We start from the raw sequence: 17,216 nt of genomic DNA on the forward strand, positions 1-17,216 counted from the left end.
CATCGGGCAGTAAGAAGCATTGATCTACTAATGATCGTGTATCGTGCTGCTATCAACTAGGCATCAGTTTCGAGGATTGCACTTACGAGCATCACCCATCTTCTGAAAATGAATTTCGGAGGCCATTATGGATGCTATTGCAGATACATTGGATTGGCGGGATGAAACCAATGTCGTTGACCTAGGCGACAATGGCCCGACAAAACGACTGCTGGATATGTCATCGCTAGCGGAAGATCCGCGCCGGATCGTAGATTATGAGCCGCAAGATGTGGATGACGCCATCGGAAAACTGGTCTATCTCGCCGCTTCTCTTATCTCCGGGCGGATTACGCTCGCACGGGGCGAAATGGCATCAGTTTTGAAAAGCGTCGATAAGAAATTATGATTGCTTTGGAAGCCCGCCAGCGGGCTTCTTCTATTTGCGGTCTGTCGCAATCCATTCGCCAGAGGATTGATCCTTGGCAAATCCAACCGTCCTCGCAATAGCTTGCGCTGACGGATTTTTTTTGACGTTGGTAACGCACTCGACCATGCCGTTGGCACCGTCAACAGGCCAACAATTCGCTAGTGAGACGGAAAGCATTTCAAGTTCACTCCTATCCCACAATAGCGGATTTTTTTCTTCCAGCTTCCTCACGGCAAGCAATGCTTCAGCTTGAGTTGGCACATCGAGCTTGGCGCTCGCCGCTGGCTCATCGGGAACGGGACAAAGTGTAGGGTCGGCCTTGATCGCTGCAACGATATCGGCTTTTGCAATGGCTGTTGCGTTGCTCGAAGCGTTGGAGACTACAAACCAAGTACCGCCCGCGCCAACAGCGATGCCGGCGCTTGCTGCCAGTGCGAGAAGTGCGTTCTGATTCATTAGAGCTCCTTAAAGTTTCAAATTGAACCAATAGCGCCCCTTCAAACCTTGATAATCGGGAATGTCGAAAAAGTAAGGGTCTTTTCGCATTGGACGGGCAATGGAGACGACCTTTCGACAACTATTTCCGCGATCCGAGTTGCCAATGTCTCTATATTGAACATCCTTGTACTGCTGAAGCTCTTTGTTCTGTTCCCTGATCTTGTTGGTGCAGGTGTTGATTGTCTTTTCGCAGCGGTTGGACAGCTTTGCGCCGCGATCACTCATATTGCTGGCTTCCTTGAATCCAGATGGGCAATCCTCGTAAGGCTGATATCCGGGTTTGCCAGACTTAGCTTCATGGCAAATGGGCCATGAGAAACCCGGTTTTGCCATGGCCTTGATCAACTTGGTCATTGGCGGAACGCAATAAGGGACACCATGCCACGAGGGATTTGATGATGCTGCGCACAACAGGACCTGGCAGCCCCAAGATGGCGTCCCTCCCGTGTCCTGCGCTATTGCAGCGGATGGCATCACGGCGATAGTGCCAAGGCCAGCGAGTGCAAACAGAAACTGCTTCATTTCAGGTCATCCTCATATTGTAGCGGTTGAAACCAACCCGGTAGGCAACATGTCTCGGGCGTGAAATGGGGACCGTGTGATGAGATCTCCGGCCGCGTAGCTGCATAGTGCGATAAGTGTGAACGCGGAAAACCATTAGATTCCAATGCGATAGACCAGGAGCTGATTTGGAATATCGCGGCATACCGCTGGATAGGCAAAGACGCCGATCAAGAACGCATCGAACGACATTTGCCGTTGTTCGTGGAAAAACAGCGATACGGTGAGGAATAGGGCCGCGATTATGCCGTGGACCCACCAGATTTTCGACGACGGGATGATAAGCAAAAACGATAGCAGGATGGCCAGCAACAAGCAGGCCATAGGATCGCGCGCGAAATTGAGCGCAATATGAGCGATTTCCGACAACTATCGGTCTGTCCTTCTTGGTTTTCTGCGCGCGTTGGCAAACGGGGGAGAGATTTCGCTTTTGCGCTCTACGAGTAGGTTGAAATCCGCGATAGGCTGACGATCGAGCGTTTTGTCGACGGCCTTGCGCCGCCACTCATTCATATCCAGAACATAGGTCGCCCACATGCCATATCGCGCCGACATGGCGGTACGCTGATAGCCTATATATTGAGGGTGGCTGAGGTAGGGTGAATCCACCCTCGCCCAACCCACACGAAGCATTTCGAGAGCTAGGTCGCGTCCCCGCGATGTGCATCTCGCTCGCGCCATGCCTTCAGCATCATAGCCGACGACACCGCAGGAGACGGCGGACGCCCCGATCGCTCTTTTGAGCCAAGCTTTTGCAAAGGGGCCACAGGGTACAGGCGGCGGTGCTTTCGTGACGTCCCTGTTCGTCCATTTCGGATCAAGCGCCCATTGAGGCAATTCGCACGCGTCAATGTCCGCGAGCCGAACTCGTTGGGCATAAGTGGGAAACCAGAGGGTCCGACCATCAATAACCGCGACACGACCCTTGAAGATTGGAAGCGGTACCGGCTGGCTAGGTTGAACCGATACGCTGGCAGCTGGCGCGCGTTTAATAGCATCAGCTGCGAATGCTGGTGTCGATGCGACGGCAAATGACATTGCTACGATCAGATATTTCATTGTTGGGCATTCCTCGTCCGTTCGTTTGCCGATTTGCTCAACAGGATGGCAGGATGCTGAACGTCTTCGAATTGCCAGAGGCCTGCCCGCTTCTCACGAGCTTCCTGTTCGGCCACTGCGTATGCTGGATAGTAGGGAAGCCCGTCAGCCTTCAGCGCGGCAAAGGCATAGCCGCTCGTAATCAACACCGTCGATAAATCGAGGCGATTTCCGCCGATTGTCGCGTAGCAAACGACATAGGAAGTATCGGCAGTTTGCGCTACGGGAGCGCACACCGGTTTGGTGTCTTTGATATAAGCCGCGAATACGGCAAGCGAAGCCTCGCCGCAGTCCTTCTTTCTTCCGGTCGTATCAGTGAAAGCAGTTCCCCGAAGGCATGACTGAACACCATAGAGACGATAGCGCTGACCTTCAGAGACCCACGTATCCCCAGATTCCAAAGTAACGCCCGGCTGGAGGTCGAAATATCCCTCCGGCGCGGCAAAAGCCGTTGGCGAGAAAAGGACCACACATAGCGACATTAAGGCTGACTTCATTGGGCCTTCACCCGCGGATCGGCCCACATCCCATAAGAGCCGTCTTCTCCGATCTTCTGCGCCTTCTCCAGATCGGGACGCTCTAGCTTCCCGTCTTTCGATTTCGCAATGCGGAGCGCGCCGAGAGAGAGCATTTGCTCTTCGAGCATATCAACGGTGTCCAGGCTTCCGGGGTAATTGTAATAGCCGTAGCACGTCACATTTTGTTTGGGCGCGCTCTCTTCACTTACAAATGCCCGACAAAAGAGAACCTTCGGCGACTGCAACATGATCTGCAACTGCTGCTTGGCGTAGTCAGAGCAAGAACCAGCAAAATCATCCTTGCGGTTCACCATTTCGCCTTTGCAGGCTTCTAGCCCGTACAGATTCAGAAGGGTCTTATCATCAACCCGAAATTCGGTCGGTGAAGTTGCCTTATAGCCCGAGGCGGATGCAAACCCCTTCCGAGCCGTAACTTTTCCGTCTCCGTCATAATACTCAATGACAAGCACGGTCTTACCCGGCGATGCCAGCGACTTGATGTAATCCTTGTTGATTGCAGGCGCGGCGATTGCGGCTGTTGCCAACATACAACTGCTCATTGCGATTGCGATGGTTCTCTTCATTTTCTAGCCCTTACCGTATTGCTTATTCGTTTTCCCTGCTCATAGGGGGTTTATGATTTGCGAAAAAGCATGTATCACTTAGCCAAATCGGTATCATGCTATTATGAACTTAATCGGTTTTCGCCGCAATCTCAACAGCGCATGTGAGGTCGGCGACTAGAGCTAAAAGGGCTAGAATGGAAGGGCTATCAATCAAAGCGCTACTACTAAGCGCCGCACTGTACGCTCCGCTCGGGATTGCCGCCGCTTGCGCAGAAGAAACCGGCGGAATTGCGCCATTTGTGCAAGATAATGGCGACAAGTCGTCCGCTCAGAATGCATCCGGATCGCCATCTGTTTTGACGGTTTTCAATCGCCGCTGGCCAAGCGAAAGCAAAGAATTTGTTGTGGGCGCCGATGGCGTCGTCGCCATCGAGGATAAAAGCGGAAACGAGCCCAAAACGAGTAATCATATTGGCAATATACAGAGCGCCTATTTTTCCACTGGCTCTCTATCAGAGATTACCAATACGGATATTTCTAATCCGAATGAATCGTCCCGTTTCGGTAATTTATCCCTCGATAAACAGGCCGCAATATCCGTCCCGGAATGCGGCCCCTCCCCCCTAACGCCTGACGAAATCAAATCACTCGTCGAACAGGCTGCTCGTCGACATCAAGTTGACGTTCTGTTTGCGACGGCAATCACTTGGGCGGAAAGCCAATTCGACCGTTCTCGCAATTCAGACAAGGGCGCTCGCGGTCCGATGCAGCTCATGCCGAAAACCGCTGAGCGTTTCGGCGTCCGCGACGTCTGCGATCCGGCGTCGAATATTGAAGGCGGCGTTAGGTACCTACGTGTACTTTTGGACGAGTTCCAAAACCCGCTGCTTGTTGCCGCCGCTTATAACGCAGGCGAAGGCCGCATCTATGAGTATGGCGGCGTTCCACCCTTCAAGGAAACAGTTGGCTACGTGGCCAAGGTCGTCAATTACCAACTCGGCGTGGCTATGCCAGCGCCGAAAAAGAAGCCCGTTGGCGTCGGTCGGAGATCCTCGCCGGTCATAGCGAGCGAAACTGAATCCGGGGTCATTGCAGTCAAGAAAACCGGCACCTTCGTTGGTGGCGTGATGCATTTTTAAAGGAGAGAAGGATGATCAACGAACAAAATAAGGTTTGGCATATCAGCGCTTCAAAGCTGGCTATTTGCCTTGGTTTGCTGGCCGCGGCGCAAATTGCCGGGGCAGATTTGGCGATGGCACAATCAGGTGGCGTTGGCGGTGCCTTCGCGCCGGTTCAGACCGTGTTCCAAGCTATCGTTGATTTCATTAGCGGCCCTATCGGACGCCAGTTTGCAATCATAGCCGTCATGGCGCTCGGTTTCCTCGCCTTTGCAGGCCGACTGTCTTGGTTTCTTGCAGGCGGTGTCATCCTCGGCATTGGATTGGTTTTCGGCGCTCCGTCAATCGTCGACGAGCTGATCAGCACGGTCGGAAACTAGCGATGGCCGAATACGAGGATGTAAAGCCGCAACTGACCCCGTTGGTGATCGGACTTACCCGATCTCCTACCATGTGGGGTGTTCCGTATATGGCGGTCGTCGTTGTTATCGGGATCACAATCATAGCATGGCTGGTCAGCAAGTCCTTCTGGACGCTGCTGCTGGCCCCGATCAGCTATGTGGTCCTGTTCTCCCTTTGCGCCTGGGACAACAAAATCCTCGATGTTCTCGAAGTCACCGCGCGCAAAACGCCCCGCACACGCAACAAGTCCTTCTGGGGAACTAATTCGTACGGACCATAGCAAATGTTGAAAGTCGTCAGGGAAGAACTCGGATTTGGCAAGGTCGCTCACAATGAGCGGCCTATGGCAACACATATCCCGTATCTGCGGCATCTGTCCGATACTGTGATTGGCTTGGAAAACGGCGCTCTAATGTCGGTCATTAAGCTAGATGGCCTCTTTTTCCAAACGGAAGATCAAGCCGAACTCAATATGCGCTCGAATGTTCAGAATACGATCATTCGAGCGCTTGGATCGAGCCGTTTTTCTGTCTGGTCGACTGTAATTCGCCGACAGGTCGATTCCGAAATTGGTGGCGCTTTCGATGACCCGTTTTGCGATCAACTAAACAGCCGGTATATGAGCCAGTTGCGCCATAAACGCATGTTCGCCAACGAAATTTACCTCTCCATCGTGCGAACCAATATGCGCGGCGCCCTCGGCCTCAGCGACGTGGTAAGCCGTGCTTTCACGCGATCCGGCGGGGCTGAGGTTCGAGATCAGCAAACGCGGGAAATAGTGACCGAGCTCGAAGAGCTCGTCGCCAATATGACCCGTGAGCTGCAAAAGTATGGCGCACGCGAGCTTGGTATCACCTATCGCGATGGGGAGCCATATTCTGAACCGTGCGAACTCATCAATACAATCCTTACCTGCGGTGTACCGCGCAAAATGCGACTGCCGCGGATGGGGATTCGAAATTACGTCGGAACATCACGCCTGCATTTCGGCAAGCGAGCAATACAAACACAAGCTGCTGTCGATGAAGACAATCGCTTTGGCGCAATGCTCTCCATAAAGGAATATCCGCCGTACACCGGTCCGGGAATGCTGGACGGTCTGCTACAGGTAAATCACGAGTTTATACTGACGCAAAGCTTCACAATCTCGGACAAGCCGATTGCGCAAGAGCGTATTACCCGGCTTCAGCGCCAGATTGCCGCGTCGGATGAATCCGGTAGCGCGGTCGAAAGCGATATCGACTTTGCTCTGAACAGTCTCATGAACCAGGAGGCTGTTTTTGGCATTCACCATTTCTCTTTGCTTTGCCTGTCTCGCGACCTTGACGGTTTGAGCAAGGCAGTTTCCGAGCTCGGTAGCTGCCTGACAGATATGAACATCAACTGGCTGCGGGAGGATATGAATCTTGAAGCGTCCTTCTGGGCGCAATTGCCAGGCAACCACAGCTATCGTGCGCGTAAGGCCATGCTGTCATCGGCTAATTTCTCCGGCCTGTCATCGATGCATAATTTCGCGACCGGGCAATCGGACAATCTTCATTGGGGCTTGCCGATCACGATACTCGAAACCACCTCGCAAACACCATACTGGTTCAATTTTCACCGTCGCGATATTGGCCATTTTTTGGTCACTGGGCCAACTGGTTCCGGCAAGACCGTCGCTCTGACATTCTTGCTGGCCCAAGCAATGCGTGTCAGTCCAACGCCGAAAGCTGTCTTTTTTGACAAAGATAGAGGTGCCGAGATCTTCGTGCGAGCGATGGGAGGAGCTTACGAAGTCCTCTCACCGGGAACACCCACTGGTTTCAACCCGCTTCAGCTGGAAAACTCCGGCCCTAATCGTGATTTTCTGCTTCGCCTTTTGAAATCAATGTTGCGTTCAAACGATCACCGCGACTTCAGCCAGGAGGACGCAGATACGCTGGAACGGGCGATTGCCCGTATCATGGAAGAGCCTGCAGCGCAGCGCAACTTGCCAAACCTGTCGGGCTTGCTGGTGGGACGTTCGCGTGCGGACGCGAACGACTTGGCGTCAAGGCTACGTCCTTGGATCGACGGCGAAAAAGCATGGCTCTTCAACGCGCAGCATGATGTGCTGTCGTTTTCGGGACGCAGTGTTTTCGGCTTCGATATGACGAGCATTCTCGGCAACCAGGATATTCGGACGCCCGCGCTGATGTACCTCTATCACCGTCTCGATGAGCTCCTGAACGGCGATCCAGTCATGTTCTTCATGGATGAGGGCTGGCAGCTGCTTATGGACGAAACATTCAGTCATTTCATCATCGACAAGATGAAAACCATTCGTAAGCTCAACGGCATTGTCGGCTTCGGAACGCAGTCAGCCGCCGATATTGCCAAAGCCAAAGCGTCTCACACCCTTATCGAGCAGTCGGCCACGAATATTCATTTCCCGAACCCGCGGGCGGATGAAGAGAGCTACATCAAGCGCTTTGGCCTGACGGTTAAAGAATTCAATTTCATCAAAAACACCCCGCCTGAAAAGCGCACCTTCCTCGTCAAACACGGGAATGACTCGGTCATTGCCCGTCTCGATCTCTCAAACATGCCGGACCTCGTCAAAGTGCTGTCTGGTCGAAAAGAGACCGTCGAGGAATGCGCAGCCCTGCGGGAACGATATGGCGATGAGCCTGAAAACTGGTTGGCTGAATTCTGCGGATGGGAGAGGAGTGATGCATAAGAAGTCTGCATTATGCATATTTTTGGCGTCAGCAACCATGCCATTGTCGGCGTGGGCTGGTGGCGTTCCTGTCATTGACGGATCTAATTTGTCCGAACGAACGGTCCGGGATCAAAAAACATCGGAAATCGAGAAAACGGATAAAGACCGGTTTTCGCTCAACAAAAGTGTGACCTGCGCTGTCTATCGTCCGGGGCGCAAGGATGATCCCGTTGCAGCCGCCAAAGCCAATCCGGAAATTTCCGGGTTGGTCAAACGAGTGGCACGCGAAGAGGGTGTAGACGAAAATCTATTTCTAGGGCTCGTTTATCAGGAAAGCCGCTTTAATCCATGCGCGAAATCGGGTGTGGGGGCTATCGGTTCGGCACAGTTGATGCCTGATACCGCAAAAGAGTTGGGCGTAGATCCGCATAACATTGAACAGAACCTCCGCGGTGGTGCTCGTTATCTTAAACAGCAGCTCAAGCGTTTTAACGGCAACGCCAACCTCGCCCTTGCAGCGTACAATGCTGGCGCTGGCAACGTCAAAAAATACGGCGGCATTCCACCCTTCAAAGAAACGCAGGGGTACGTCCGGAATATCACGCAGAAATGGACACCGGCGTTCGGTGGGGCAAAGGACCTGCCCATGAATTACGGCGGCGGTGATACAGCATATTCCGGTATGCGGGATTCGACCATCAATTCAATGGCAACGACGCAGGCGACACAGGAAAGTACCGCCAACGTCGCCTCATGGCTTCAACAGCTCGGCGGTATGCAGTCCGGCACAATTCAAGACAGTTGGGATCACAACGCCGGCGCTCGAAATGCAAATCTCGAAATGGTCAACCAGGTGATTGTCCTCGGCAATTCAATGGCCGACCTGCTCAACAGCCGCAATGCAGTTTCAGCCAGTGGCATTTCGGGCGCATCTCAATCGGCTTCGTTCAAGAAGAAAGACGACAAGCCGCGAGAAACGACCGGCGTCTGCGATCCCCGTACCGGTCTCGAATGGAATGCTGAAGAAAAAGCCTGCGTTCAAAAGCGTGAACGCGAGGCGAACATCAAACTCAACCTTGATCCTCAATAAGGGAGACTAACAATGAAACGACTGATCATTTCGGCGTCTGCGATTGCCGTAGCTTCGGCATCGTTCGCTCCCATGGCGGCTTATGCAGGTGGCGTCCCTGTCATCGACGCTGCCAATTATGAAGTGGCCAAGCAAACCTCGGTTACGACCGACAAGATCCTCGGGACAAACAAGGAAATCCTGACGACGGTCGAGGAGACATTGAAGGCCGTTACCGGTGATCGCGGCGGCGATGCGAACCAGATGCAAAACCTGGCCGTCGGGAATGGCTTTAGCGTATCATCAATGCCCTCTTTCGACAGCCTTATGTCCGGCGGGGTGCCAAATTTTGGCAGCATGGGCGGTGACATCGCCAAGGTCGCGTCCACTTTCATCAACGGGCTTCAGCTCGTTAAGAACCTGTCGGGGCAAGCAAATAGCAGCTTTAGCGGAGACAAGTCCTATGAACAGATGGTCAACACTGTGCTTGGTGTCGCCGCACTCGTAAATGGTTCGCAACAGGCGGTAACGACGCGCCGGAGCGCTTTTGAACAGGCCGGGCAGAGTATCGGTCAGGCAAAGGACATTAAAGGTTCCATCGACCAAAACACGCAGCTGCAAGTCCAAGCAGGACTGACCGTCAATGAACTGATCGGCGTGATGAACGGTGCCGTGTCGTCATTACAGGCCGATAATCAGCGCCGCCTCACCGACATTTCCAATTCCAAGAAGGTGTTGACGTACAGTGCAAACTAACATCGCTAACAGCTTCCTGAAGTGTTTTATCTTTGCCGCCATTGCAGCTGGCGTTGCCGGCTGCGGAACGGTCAAGGAAAAGACTGCTCCTTGCAAACGTCCCGCAAATCTCACGTCATTTGCCGAAGACATTCGGCAAGACTGTGGACCTATGGCCTTTGTTAATGGCGATCAAGCGACCGCCATTGCTGCGATCAATTCGATAGCAACGGAATAATCGGGGGCCGCTATGCATGATTTCTTGAGCGATCTTTTGGAGAGAATTGATAATTCCGGCGAGAATTTTTCATCGCAGGCTTACAATATTATTGGCTCTGAAATCACGCCGCTGCTCAAGGTGATGTTCATCGCCTATGTTGGATATTACGGTATCCAAGTAATTATGGGGACTTCGCGGATTAGCGTAGCCGAAATTGTTACACGCGTATTCCGCATGGTCTTCATTCTGGCATTAATCAGCAATTGGGGATACTTCAACGATTTTTTCTATAAGTGGCTGAACAATACCCCTGAAGATGTAGGTCGTGCCATCCTGACCGCCACCGGGACGGGAATTACCGAACCGACAAATGGTCTTTCCATGATCTGGAAAACCGCGAATGAGGCGGCTTCCGCGTTTGCCGAGCAATCGGGCTATTTTTCCGTTTTGCCTTCTATGGTTGGCTTTCTCATCATGGCCTGCGTGGCAATCTTCATCGCAGTTGCCCTCGCAATTCTCGTATTAGCCAAGGTGATGTTATGGGTTCTGATCGGAACCGCACCGATTTTTATCGCCTGCATGTTGTTTGAACAATCGCGCAGCCTTGGACAGGCGTGGTTCCAACAGGTTCTTCTATACGCACTGATCCCGTTATTCGTGTTTGTCGTCGCCGCTTTCCTTATCGCCGCAATGGACCCTGAACTGACGAAGGTATCCGCTGCCGCCGCGGAGCGACGCCTTACGCTGAGTGATATTTCAGCTTTCCTCCTGCTTTGTTTTGCCGGGGCATTTGTCCTGTTGAACATCCAAGTCCTTGCTCAGGGCATTGCAGGAGGCTTGGCCGTCGGTATTGGCGCTGCCGCAACGCGAATTGCTCGCATGACCGGTGTCACCGCTCCAATGCAGATTGCGCGAGCTGGCTTCAAGGGGATCGGCGCGAGCTACCGAGGTGGACGCTCACTTTACAATCGTTTTGGCGGCGGCGGCGGGGGCTCAATTTCCCCGACAAGCCAAGGCGCAAAAGAAGCAATGCAAAACCGAATAAGCAGCAACAGCCTGCCTCGCTGAGGCTGCAGGTTCATAAGAGGTAGAGGGCTAGATCATGACTGATTCCAAAGAAGCTGCATTGAGAACTTATTTTCAGGACGGTGATCGTTGGGAGAACGAAATCGTCCGGAAAGCAAAACGTTCAAAGGCCGTGGCATGGTTCGTAACCATCATATTCGGGGTCGTCGCGCTTTTCGCATTGCTCGCGCTCGTTATGCTGGTTCCGCTAAAATCTTTCGAGCCTGTGATTGTCGTCGTAGACAAGGCTACCGGCTACATCGAAACCAAAAGCGGACTGACAAAAGCGCAAAATCTGACCGATTCACGCGCAATCACGCAAGCCAACGTCGTTCGGTATATCAGGACGCGCGAAGGCTATGATCCTTACGCGATCGATACAAACTTTGGCACGGCGGCACTATTGTCGACAGGTGATGCCGCTCGCGAATTGCAAGAGCAATACAGCGCTGCGAATCCGAACAATCCGGCGAAGGTCTACGGGAAAAACAAGCGCGTACTTGTCGATGTGAAGTCTGTCACCTTCCCCAACGATTCAACCGCTCTTGTCCGTTTTTCAACCACTGAAAAGTCCGATACCGATGCCATTACCAGACACTACATAGCTGTCGTGCGCTATCGCTACACGGACGAACCCGCCACAAACGAATGGCGGTTTGAAAATCCCCTCGGCTTCCAGGTTTACAATTACCGGCGTGATCAGGAAACCGTCACGGAAGGGAGCAAGGGATGAAAAACCGCTTCCTAATTGCGGCGGCGTTCTCCACCGCCATCCTTTCGCACGCCCACGCAGCACAGACGCCAAGGGCTGGATCGCTCGATTCACGTGTTACCAGTGTTGTCTACCAGCCTAACAATGTCGTCAAAATCTCTGCGACGTACGGCATATCGACAATGATCATCTTCGATGAGGATGAAAAGTTTGAGACGATTTCACTCGGCGATACAGAGAGCTGGCAGGTTGCTCCAACCGAAAAAGGCAACATTCTGTTTGTGAAGCCGACTGCTAAGAACGTCGTTACAAATATGAACGTTGTCACGACCAAGCGTATCTATTTTTTGGAACTGCATGACTATGCGCCGGATGCGGGCAGACAAGTCTTTGGCGTCCGCTTCATTTACCCCGAGAAGGATTTGAATGCAGCGATGCGCAAAGAGGCTGAATATCGCGCTGCCAACCCGAATATCTCTAAAATCGACAAGGCTAACGTCAATATCGACTATTCCTTTACGGGAGATACGAAACTCAAACCCTCAATGGTTTTCGATGACGGCAAGAAAACCTTCTTCAAATTCACTGGTCGGACGCCAGCAATCTTTGCAGTAAACAGCGATTTTTCCGAAACATTGCGCAACTTCCGCAAGGAAGGCGAATATCTGGTCGTGGATGGAACGGCAACTCAATACACCCTCCGCGACGGTGATCGGTGGATCTGCATCTTCAACCTTAGAAAGCCGGATTTTGGCGCACCCGATCCCGACATCATGGGTCCTGCGCCTGATCAAGTGGCAACCAAGCGGAGAAGGAGCGGCAACTGATGAAACAGTCTCCCGAACTGGAAGTACTGGCGTCTGCCGATGACGCCGGAGTCAGCAACAAGAATGCAAAGCGGAATCAGACGGCTGCGATGGCGGTTTTTCTGCTTGCAGGTGTAGCTATGGCTTATTTTGTTCTCAAACAACCTTCGGAGAAGCCGCGCGATCTTGTGCGCGGTGACGAGGAGTTCAGCACCACGTCATTCAGACCGCCGTCTTTCGTGCGCGATCAGGATCAGCCTTCTGCTGCGCCCGAGCCCAACATCATAAATATCCCGCCGCCTCCACCGCCACCGGAGCCGGAGAAAGTCGACACCACGACGTTTAATGTCCCTCCCCCGCCTCCGCCGACGGTCGCAGTGAAGGAACCCGATCAGGCACCCACGCCGGAGATCGTTGAAGAATTTCCAGACCGGTTCAAATCCAAACTTATTCAGATGGATCAAGCGCGATCAGGCGGAGCAAATGGGGGACTTGGTGGCGATAGTGGCGAAGGAACACCGACTGTTGCTGGCGAAGACAGAAACAGCAAGTTTCTGGCGACGGCCTCGGCAATGGCCGATCGTAATGCCAAGGCTACGAAAATCAAGCGCATCGACGCGGTTGTGCCGGAAGGAACGATGATACCCGGTATTCTCGAAACCTCGATTGTAAGCGATCTACCAGGCCAGGTTCGCGCCATCACATCAGAAGACGTCTACAGTTTTGATGGTCGTCGCATTCTGATTCCGACCGGCACCCGCCTCATTGGTGAATATCAAAGCGACGTCATGACAGGCCAGACCCGCGTTTTCGTAGTCTGGACACGCTTGCTTAGAGATGATGGTGTAAGCGTGCGCCTGAACTCCGTGGGAACCGACAGCCTTGGCCGTTCCGGCCTGACCGGCATCGTCGACAAAAAATGGCGTGAACGGTTCGGCGCGTCCATCATGTTGTCTGTGGTGGGCGCGGGCGCTAGCTATCTGACTGGTTTCGGCAGCGGGGAAGCCTTCGGTCGTAACAACGATGATGCGAAACGGGGTGAAGAACTAGCCCGCGAAACAATCGCCGAAACATTCTCTCAAATGGCAAATACCGCTCTGAGCGAGAACTTGCGTATCAAACCAACAATCAGCGTCCATCAAGGCGAACGTATCTTCATATTCGTGCGTCAGGACCTCGATTTTTCGGCCATGTACGACGATCCCGTAACAGAAGCGATGAAGGAAATTCAACGTGAACGCAGGGGCAAATAGTGCGGCAGCAGCCACACAAAGCAGATATTACTTTTTAGATCGAGCACTTGAGCCACTGCGGCCATTTCTCAACGATCCAAAGGTCGTGGAAATAGCCGTCAACAAACCAGGTCACGTCTATATCGAGCGACTTGGTGCCGATCACATGGAGTTCCACGAGGTTCATGCGCTTTCATCGGCGGAGATTCAGAATATCGGTGAGCGCGTTGCGGGTGCGACTGATCAGTTTATCAGTAAATCCGCGCCAATCCTGAGCGCAGCGCTTCCGACTGGCGAGCGCATTCAGGTGGTTCTTCCGCCTGCTGCACCGGATGGCGGCTCGATATCGATCCGCAAGCAGGTCGTTAGCAATTTCAGCTTGGAAGAATACAGGGATAGCGGTTCGCTGGACAAGGTTTCCGTGGCTGTTGGTGGGCTTAGTGATATTGACCGACTGCTGATCGAGCATCTGAAGCAAAACAGAATTTTCGATTTCATCAACACGGCCATTACGCAACGGGTTTCGATCCTGATTAGCGGCGGTACATCATCGGGAAAGACTACCTTTCTGAATGCCTGCCTGAAATCTGTCCATCTAAAGGAACGAATTATCACGCTGGAAGACACCCGCGAGCTGTTACCGCCCCAGGAGAACCGCGTTCATCTGGTAGCCTCGAAAGGTGGACAGGGCACGGCTGACGTTACAATTCAGCACTTGCTTGAATCGTCCCTTCGTATGCGTCCTGACCGTCTGTTCGTTGGTGAGATCCGCGGAGCTGAAGCGTTTTCATTTCTTCGTGCCATTAACACCGGTCATCCAGGTTCTATGTCGACTGTTCATGCTGATACTCCGCAAGGAGCCTATGAACAGCTTGCCATGATGATGCAACAAGCCGGGCTTTCAGGCGGATATTCGAAGCATGACCTCATGTCGTACATTCGAATGGTCATCCCCATTGTCATCCAGTTGCGCCGAGACGGCGGAAAACGAGGCGTATCGGAGATATTTTTTGCGCGAAACGAGGAGCCATGAGCAAGGGATACAAAGCGGTTTATCTAATATTCTGTGCCGGCATCGCATTCTTGGTATGGACCTTGGCTTATGGAGTCGTACTCGGAGTCATTTATAAAGACAGCCGAATTTTCAATATTACCATCACCGAGAATCCTTTTGCTCCGCTTCAGCAAGTCTGGGCCTATGCGTCCAACTCAACTCTGCAGCGCGTTGCCATCGGGGCCCTATTGCCTGCCATCGCAGCCGCGGTCTTTGCGGGCTATCTTGGTCTCAGAAGCTACGAAAACCCCTTGGGCGATGCAGCTTTTCAGGACGTCATGGGCCTTCGTCGCGGCAAGTGGTTCCGCAAGAAAGGGCATATATTCGGTCGGTTCGGCCGAAATGTGCTGCGAGCGGCCGACAGTCGCCATCATCTGATTATCGGCCCTACACGATCGGGAAAAGGAGCGGGTTATGTCATTCCAAACGCTCTCATGCATGAAGGGTCTATGATCGTATCCGACTTGAAGGGCGAAATTTTCAAAGCGACAGCAGGGTATCGCAAAAAGAACGGTAGCCAGGTTTTCCTCTTCGCCCCCGGCTCTGAAACGACAAATCGTTATAACCCTCTCGATTTTGTGCGCCCCGAGCGCGGTAATCGCACCACGGATATACAAAATATCGCCAGCATTCTCGTCCCTGAGAATCTAGGCTCTGAAAATTCAGTCTGGCAGGGCTTGGCACAACAAGTCGTAGCCGGGATTATCAGCTATGTTCTGGAGAGCCCCTATTATCACGGACGGCGCAACCTCGGCGAAGTCGTTTCCTTCGTGAACAGTGGTGTTGATCTTCAGGCGCAGATCAAGTTCATCAAGGAAAAAGAGCCGAACCTTTCAAAATATACGGTCGAAAGTTTCAACGCATTTCTGGCATTGTCAGAGCGGGCGGCGGCATCCGCGCTACTGGATATCCAGAACGCTCTTAGACCCTTCCGAAATGAACGTATTGTAGCCGCGACAGAAATAACCGACATGGATATCGCCGCCATGAAACGGCGGCCTATCTCCATTTATCTCGCACCCAATATTACCGATATTACGATCCTGCGCCCACTTCTCACTTTGTTCGTGCAGCAGGTCATGAACATTCTGACTCTGGAACACGATCCCAATTCACTTCCCGTCTATTTTTTGCTGGATGAATTTCGACAGCTTAAAAAGATGGATGAGATTATGACGAAGCTTCCCTATGTGGCTGGTTATAATATCAAGCTAGCTATCATTATTCAGGATCTCAAGAATCTCGACGAGATTTATGGCGAGACTTCCCGTCACTCCCTTCTCGGCAACTGTGGTTATCAGCTGGTGCTAGGTGCCAACGATCAGGCCACGGCGGAATATGCGTCCCGTGCACTCGGAAAAAGAACCATCCGTTACAAGTCGGAATCCCGCACCATCGAGATTCTCGGTTTACCTCGGCGCACAAAAGTTGAGCAAATCCGAGAACGCGATTTGATGATGCCGCAAGAAGTACGGCAAATGCCAGAAAGCAAGATGATCTTGCTCGTTGAAGGACAGCGACCGATCTATGGCGACAAGCTGCGATTTTTCAACACCCAACCCTTTAAATCCGCTGAAGCTTATTCGCAATCGCACGTTCCTGATGTGCCTACGATTGAATATCTACCTCATAGGCCAGTTCCAGCACTGACGAGCGAATACGCGAGTGACGGGCAACAGGCCATTGAGCAGACAATTACGCCCCTGCCCTCTCGTCCTCAAAAGCATGAGGAACCTCCGCATGAATCGGGCGCAAACAATTCTCCGTCAATTCCTAACGCTGATGACAGAAAAAAAACAAATAACAGAACGGTCAATCTGAGCGTCAAACTACCTTCAACAGGCAGTGAAACGAAGTCGGCAATTCCTCCCGCTGATATCCATGATCGGATTGAAGAAGTCGAAGCGCAGCTTAAACCGAGCGCAGAACGATTATTGAAGGCTGTGAACGAAAAAGTCGAAGCCTCGGGCGCATCGCCTCGAAAGCGGAAAAGTTATCTAGACATATTCAATGCTACTGTGCCAGACCCGGAAGATATTGGGCTGATGACCAATGTCACATTGTGAAAATAACTGCAGCACTCGAAAGAGGTGTTGAGTGAGACTCAGCAATCGCGCCGAGCTCAGCAGCACAATTGGGTATAACTTGCCTCGACGCTTCTGACCGGCCAAATTGAAAAAGCTGCCACTCAATTGGTCGCCGAATTCCGGCAGCTTTGCGCCTTAATCCTGCCGTTCGAATGACAACTTAGATTTGCCAAAAGCCGACATTGCTTATGGAGCAGCCGAGCCCCAACCGATTACTTCGGCGTATATGTTCGAATCCCGCGCGGTCCGCCAGTCAACTTATTGGAATCATTCTCTGATTCTATTTCGACCGCTGAAACGGCGCAGGACTGCGGGTTTTCGGGCCAAAGCTGTTGACTGCGCTACTTGGCCAAAACACTGATTTCCTTCTCTCTCCGCTGATA

General features: G+C 52.5%; 20 protein-coding genes. 14 read left to right on the plus strand and 6 right to left on the minus strand.

From position 1 onward, the window contains the following. The first annotated feature begins 127 nt into the window (after positions 1-127). Positions 128-388, plus strand: a complete 261-nt coding sequence (locus CEV32_RS04635) for a hypothetical protein (protein ID WP_094574634.1) — start codon at positions 128-130, stop codon at positions 386-388. Between the two features lie 30 nt (positions 389-418). Here CEV32_RS04635 and CEV32_RS04640 read toward each other — a convergent pair whose 3' ends face one another. The 6 genes from CEV32_RS04640 to CEV32_RS04665 all read right to left on the minus strand — a co-directional run bounded on the left by CEV32_RS04640 (position 419) and on the right by CEV32_RS04665 (position 3,668). Continuing rightward, on the minus strand, positions 419-865 hold the full coding sequence (locus CEV32_RS04640) for a hypothetical protein (RefSeq protein ID WP_094574636.1): 447 nt from the start codon (positions 863-865) through the stop codon (positions 419-421). A 9-nt stretch (positions 866-874) separates the two neighbouring features. Beyond that, positions 875-1,429: a hypothetical protein gene (locus CEV32_RS04645; RefSeq protein ID WP_094574638.1), complete on the minus strand. Its 555-nt coding sequence runs from the start codon at positions 1,427-1,429 to the stop codon at positions 875-877. Between the two features lie 135 nt (positions 1,430-1,564). Next, entirely contained in the window at positions 1,565-1,837 is a 273-nt protein-coding gene (locus tag CEV32_RS04650; protein WP_235818717.1) for a hypothetical protein, read from the minus strand. Next, positions 1,838-2,527 carry a thermonuclease family protein gene (locus CEV32_RS04655; RefSeq protein WP_094574640.1) on the minus strand — a complete coding sequence of 230 codons (690 nt, stop codon included), beginning with the start codon at positions 2,525-2,527 and terminating at the stop codon, positions 1,838-1,840. It lies immediately after the preceding gene. Next, complete coding sequence (locus tag CEV32_RS04660; protein WP_094574642.1) at positions 2,524-3,063, minus strand: thermonuclease family protein; 540 nt, start codon at positions 3,061-3,063, stop codon at positions 2,524-2,526. The genes CEV32_RS04655 and CEV32_RS04660 overlap by 4 nt, the downstream gene beginning before the upstream one ends. Beyond that, positions 3,060-3,668 carry a hypothetical protein gene (locus tag CEV32_RS04665; RefSeq protein ID WP_094574644.1) on the minus strand — a complete coding sequence of 203 codons (609 nt, stop codon included), beginning with the start codon at positions 3,666-3,668 and terminating at the stop codon, positions 3,060-3,062. Before CEV32_RS04665 ends, CEV32_RS04660 begins: the two co-directional genes overlap by 4 nt. 176 nt (positions 3,669-3,844) lie before the next feature. Here CEV32_RS04665 and CEV32_RS04670 point away from each other — a divergent pair, with 176 nt between their 5' ends. Genes CEV32_RS04670 through CEV32_RS04730 form a run of 13 tightly spaced genes read left to right on the plus strand, consistent with a single transcriptional unit; the run spans position 3,845 to position 16,812 of the window. Then, complete coding sequence (locus tag CEV32_RS04670) at positions 3,845-4,789, plus strand: lytic transglycosylase domain-containing protein (RefSeq protein WP_094574646.1); 945 nt, start codon at positions 3,845-3,847, stop codon at positions 4,787-4,789. Between the two features lie 11 nt (positions 4,790-4,800). Next, a complete protein-coding gene (locus tag CEV32_RS04675; protein WP_094574648.1) occupies positions 4,801-5,148 on the plus strand; it encodes a TrbC/VirB2 family protein in 348 nt (115 codons plus the stop codon). Between the two features lie 2 nt (positions 5,149-5,150). After that, positions 5,151-5,450, plus strand: coding sequence for a type IV secretion system protein VirB3 (locus tag CEV32_RS04680; protein WP_011982849.1), 300 nt, complete (start codon positions 5,151-5,153; stop codon positions 5,448-5,450). A gap of 3 nt (positions 5,451-5,453) precedes the next feature. Further along, positions 5,454-7,871 carry a VirB4 family type IV secretion/conjugal transfer ATPase gene (locus tag CEV32_RS04685; RefSeq protein ID WP_094574650.1) on the plus strand — a complete coding sequence of 806 codons (2,418 nt, stop codon included), beginning with the start codon at positions 5,454-5,456 and terminating at the stop codon, positions 7,869-7,871. Beyond that, the gene (locus CEV32_RS04690) at positions 7,864-8,943 is read left to right on the plus strand and encodes a lytic transglycosylase domain-containing protein (protein ID WP_374883454.1); all 1,080 of its coding nucleotides are present in this window, start codon (positions 7,864-7,866) and stop codon (positions 8,941-8,943) included. Before CEV32_RS04685 ends, CEV32_RS04690 begins: the two co-directional genes overlap by 8 nt. A gap of 12 nt (positions 8,944-8,955) precedes the next feature. Continuing rightward, a complete protein-coding gene (locus CEV32_RS04695; RefSeq protein ID WP_094574654.1) occupies positions 8,956-9,678 on the plus strand; it encodes a type IV secretion system protein in 723 nt (240 codons plus the stop codon). Next, the gene (locus CEV32_RS04700) at positions 9,668-9,895 is read left to right on the plus strand and encodes a hypothetical protein (protein ID WP_235818718.1); all 228 of its coding nucleotides are present in this window, start codon (positions 9,668-9,670) and stop codon (positions 9,893-9,895) included. Before CEV32_RS04695 ends, CEV32_RS04700 begins: the two co-directional genes overlap by 11 nt. Before the next feature lie 12 nt (positions 9,896-9,907). Next, a complete protein-coding gene (locus CEV32_RS04705) occupies positions 9,908-10,945 on the plus strand; it encodes a type IV secretion system protein (protein ID WP_094574656.1) in 1,038 nt (345 codons plus the stop codon). A gap of 34 nt (positions 10,946-10,979) precedes the next feature. Further along, entirely contained in the window at positions 10,980-11,675 is a 696-nt protein-coding gene (locus CEV32_RS04710) for a virB8 family protein (RefSeq protein WP_094574658.1), read from the plus strand. Then, on the plus strand, positions 11,672-12,481 hold the full coding sequence (locus CEV32_RS04715; protein ID WP_094574660.1) for a TrbG/VirB9 family P-type conjugative transfer protein: 810 nt from the start codon (positions 11,672-11,674) through the stop codon (positions 12,479-12,481). The genes CEV32_RS04710 and CEV32_RS04715 overlap by 4 nt, the downstream gene beginning before the upstream one ends. Continuing rightward, positions 12,481-13,713 carry a type IV secretion system protein VirB10 gene (gene virB10, locus CEV32_RS04720; RefSeq protein ID WP_094574662.1) on the plus strand — a complete coding sequence of 411 codons (1,233 nt, stop codon included), beginning with the start codon at positions 12,481-12,483 and terminating at the stop codon, positions 13,711-13,713. Before CEV32_RS04715 ends, virB10 begins: the two co-directional genes overlap by 1 nt. After that, a complete protein-coding gene (gene virB11, locus CEV32_RS04725; protein WP_094574664.1) occupies positions 13,694-14,725 on the plus strand; it encodes a P-type DNA transfer ATPase VirB11 in 1,032 nt (343 codons plus the stop codon). The genes virB10 and virB11 overlap by 20 nt, the downstream gene beginning before the upstream one ends. Beyond that, positions 14,722-16,812, plus strand: coding sequence for a type IV secretory system conjugative DNA transfer family protein (locus CEV32_RS04730; protein ID WP_094574666.1), 2,091 nt, complete (start codon positions 14,722-14,724; stop codon positions 16,810-16,812). The genes virB11 and CEV32_RS04730 overlap by 4 nt, the downstream gene beginning before the upstream one ends. Positions 16,813-17,216 lie beyond the last annotated feature (404 nt).

It is taken from the genome of Brucella rhizosphaerae, assembly GCF_002252475.1.
GTDB lineage: Bacteria > Pseudomonadota > Alphaproteobacteria > Rhizobiales > Rhizobiaceae > Brucella > Brucella rhizosphaerae.

Excerpts from the sequence above, each read along its gene's own strand:
- CEV32_RS04715 (WP_094574660.1), top strand. The coding sequence starts at position 11,672 with ATGAAAAACCGCTTCCTAATTGCGGCGGCGTTCTCCACCGCCATCCTT.
- CEV32_RS04680 (WP_011982849.1), top strand. The coding sequence starts at position 5,151 with ATGGCCGAATACGAGGATGTAAAGCCGCAACTGACCCCGTTGGTGATC.
- CEV32_RS04655 (WP_094574640.1), bottom strand. The coding sequence starts at position 2,527 with ATGAAATATCTGATCGTAGCAATGTCATTTGCCGTCGCATCGACACCA.
- CEV32_RS04685 (WP_094574650.1), top strand. The coding sequence starts at position 5,454 with ATGTTGAAAGTCGTCAGGGAAGAACTCGGATTTGGCAAGGTCGCTCAC.
- CEV32_RS04640 (WP_094574636.1), bottom strand. The coding sequence starts at position 865 with ATGAATCAGAACGCACTTCTCGCACTGGCAGCAAGCGCCGGCATCGCT.
- CEV32_RS04675 (WP_094574648.1), top strand. The coding sequence starts at position 4,801 with ATGATCAACGAACAAAATAAGGTTTGGCATATCAGCGCTTCAAAGCTG.
- CEV32_RS04730 (WP_094574666.1), top strand. The coding sequence starts at position 14,722 with ATGAGCAAGGGATACAAAGCGGTTTATCTAATATTCTGTGCCGGCATC.
- CEV32_RS04635 (WP_094574634.1), top strand. The coding sequence starts at position 128 with ATGGATGCTATTGCAGATACATTGGATTGGCGGGATGAAACCAATGTC.
- CEV32_RS04645 (WP_094574638.1), bottom strand. The coding sequence starts at position 1,429 with ATGAAGCAGTTTCTGTTTGCACTCGCTGGCCTTGGCACTATCGCCGTG.
- CEV32_RS04660 (WP_094574642.1), bottom strand. The coding sequence starts at position 3,063 with ATGAAGTCAGCCTTAATGTCGCTATGTGTGGTCCTTTTCTCGCCAACG.
- CEV32_RS04665 (WP_094574644.1), bottom strand. The coding sequence starts at position 3,668 with ATGAAGAGAACCATCGCAATCGCAATGAGCAGTTGTATGTTGGCAACA.
- CEV32_RS04695 (WP_094574654.1), top strand. The coding sequence starts at position 8,956 with ATGAAACGACTGATCATTTCGGCGTCTGCGATTGCCGTAGCTTCGGCA.
- virB10 (WP_094574662.1), top strand. The coding sequence starts at position 12,481 with ATGAAACAGTCTCCCGAACTGGAAGTACTGGCGTCTGCCGATGACGCC.
- CEV32_RS04710 (WP_094574658.1), top strand. The coding sequence starts at position 10,980 with ATGACTGATTCCAAAGAAGCTGCATTGAGAACTTATTTTCAGGACGGT.
- CEV32_RS04705 (WP_094574656.1), top strand. The coding sequence starts at position 9,908 with ATGCATGATTTCTTGAGCGATCTTTTGGAGAGAATTGATAATTCCGGC.
- CEV32_RS04670 (WP_094574646.1), top strand. The coding sequence starts at position 3,845 with ATGGAAGGGCTATCAATCAAAGCGCTACTACTAAGCGCCGCACTGTAC.
- CEV32_RS04690 (WP_374883454.1), top strand. The coding sequence starts at position 7,864 with ATGCATAAGAAGTCTGCATTATGCATATTTTTGGCGTCAGCAACCATG.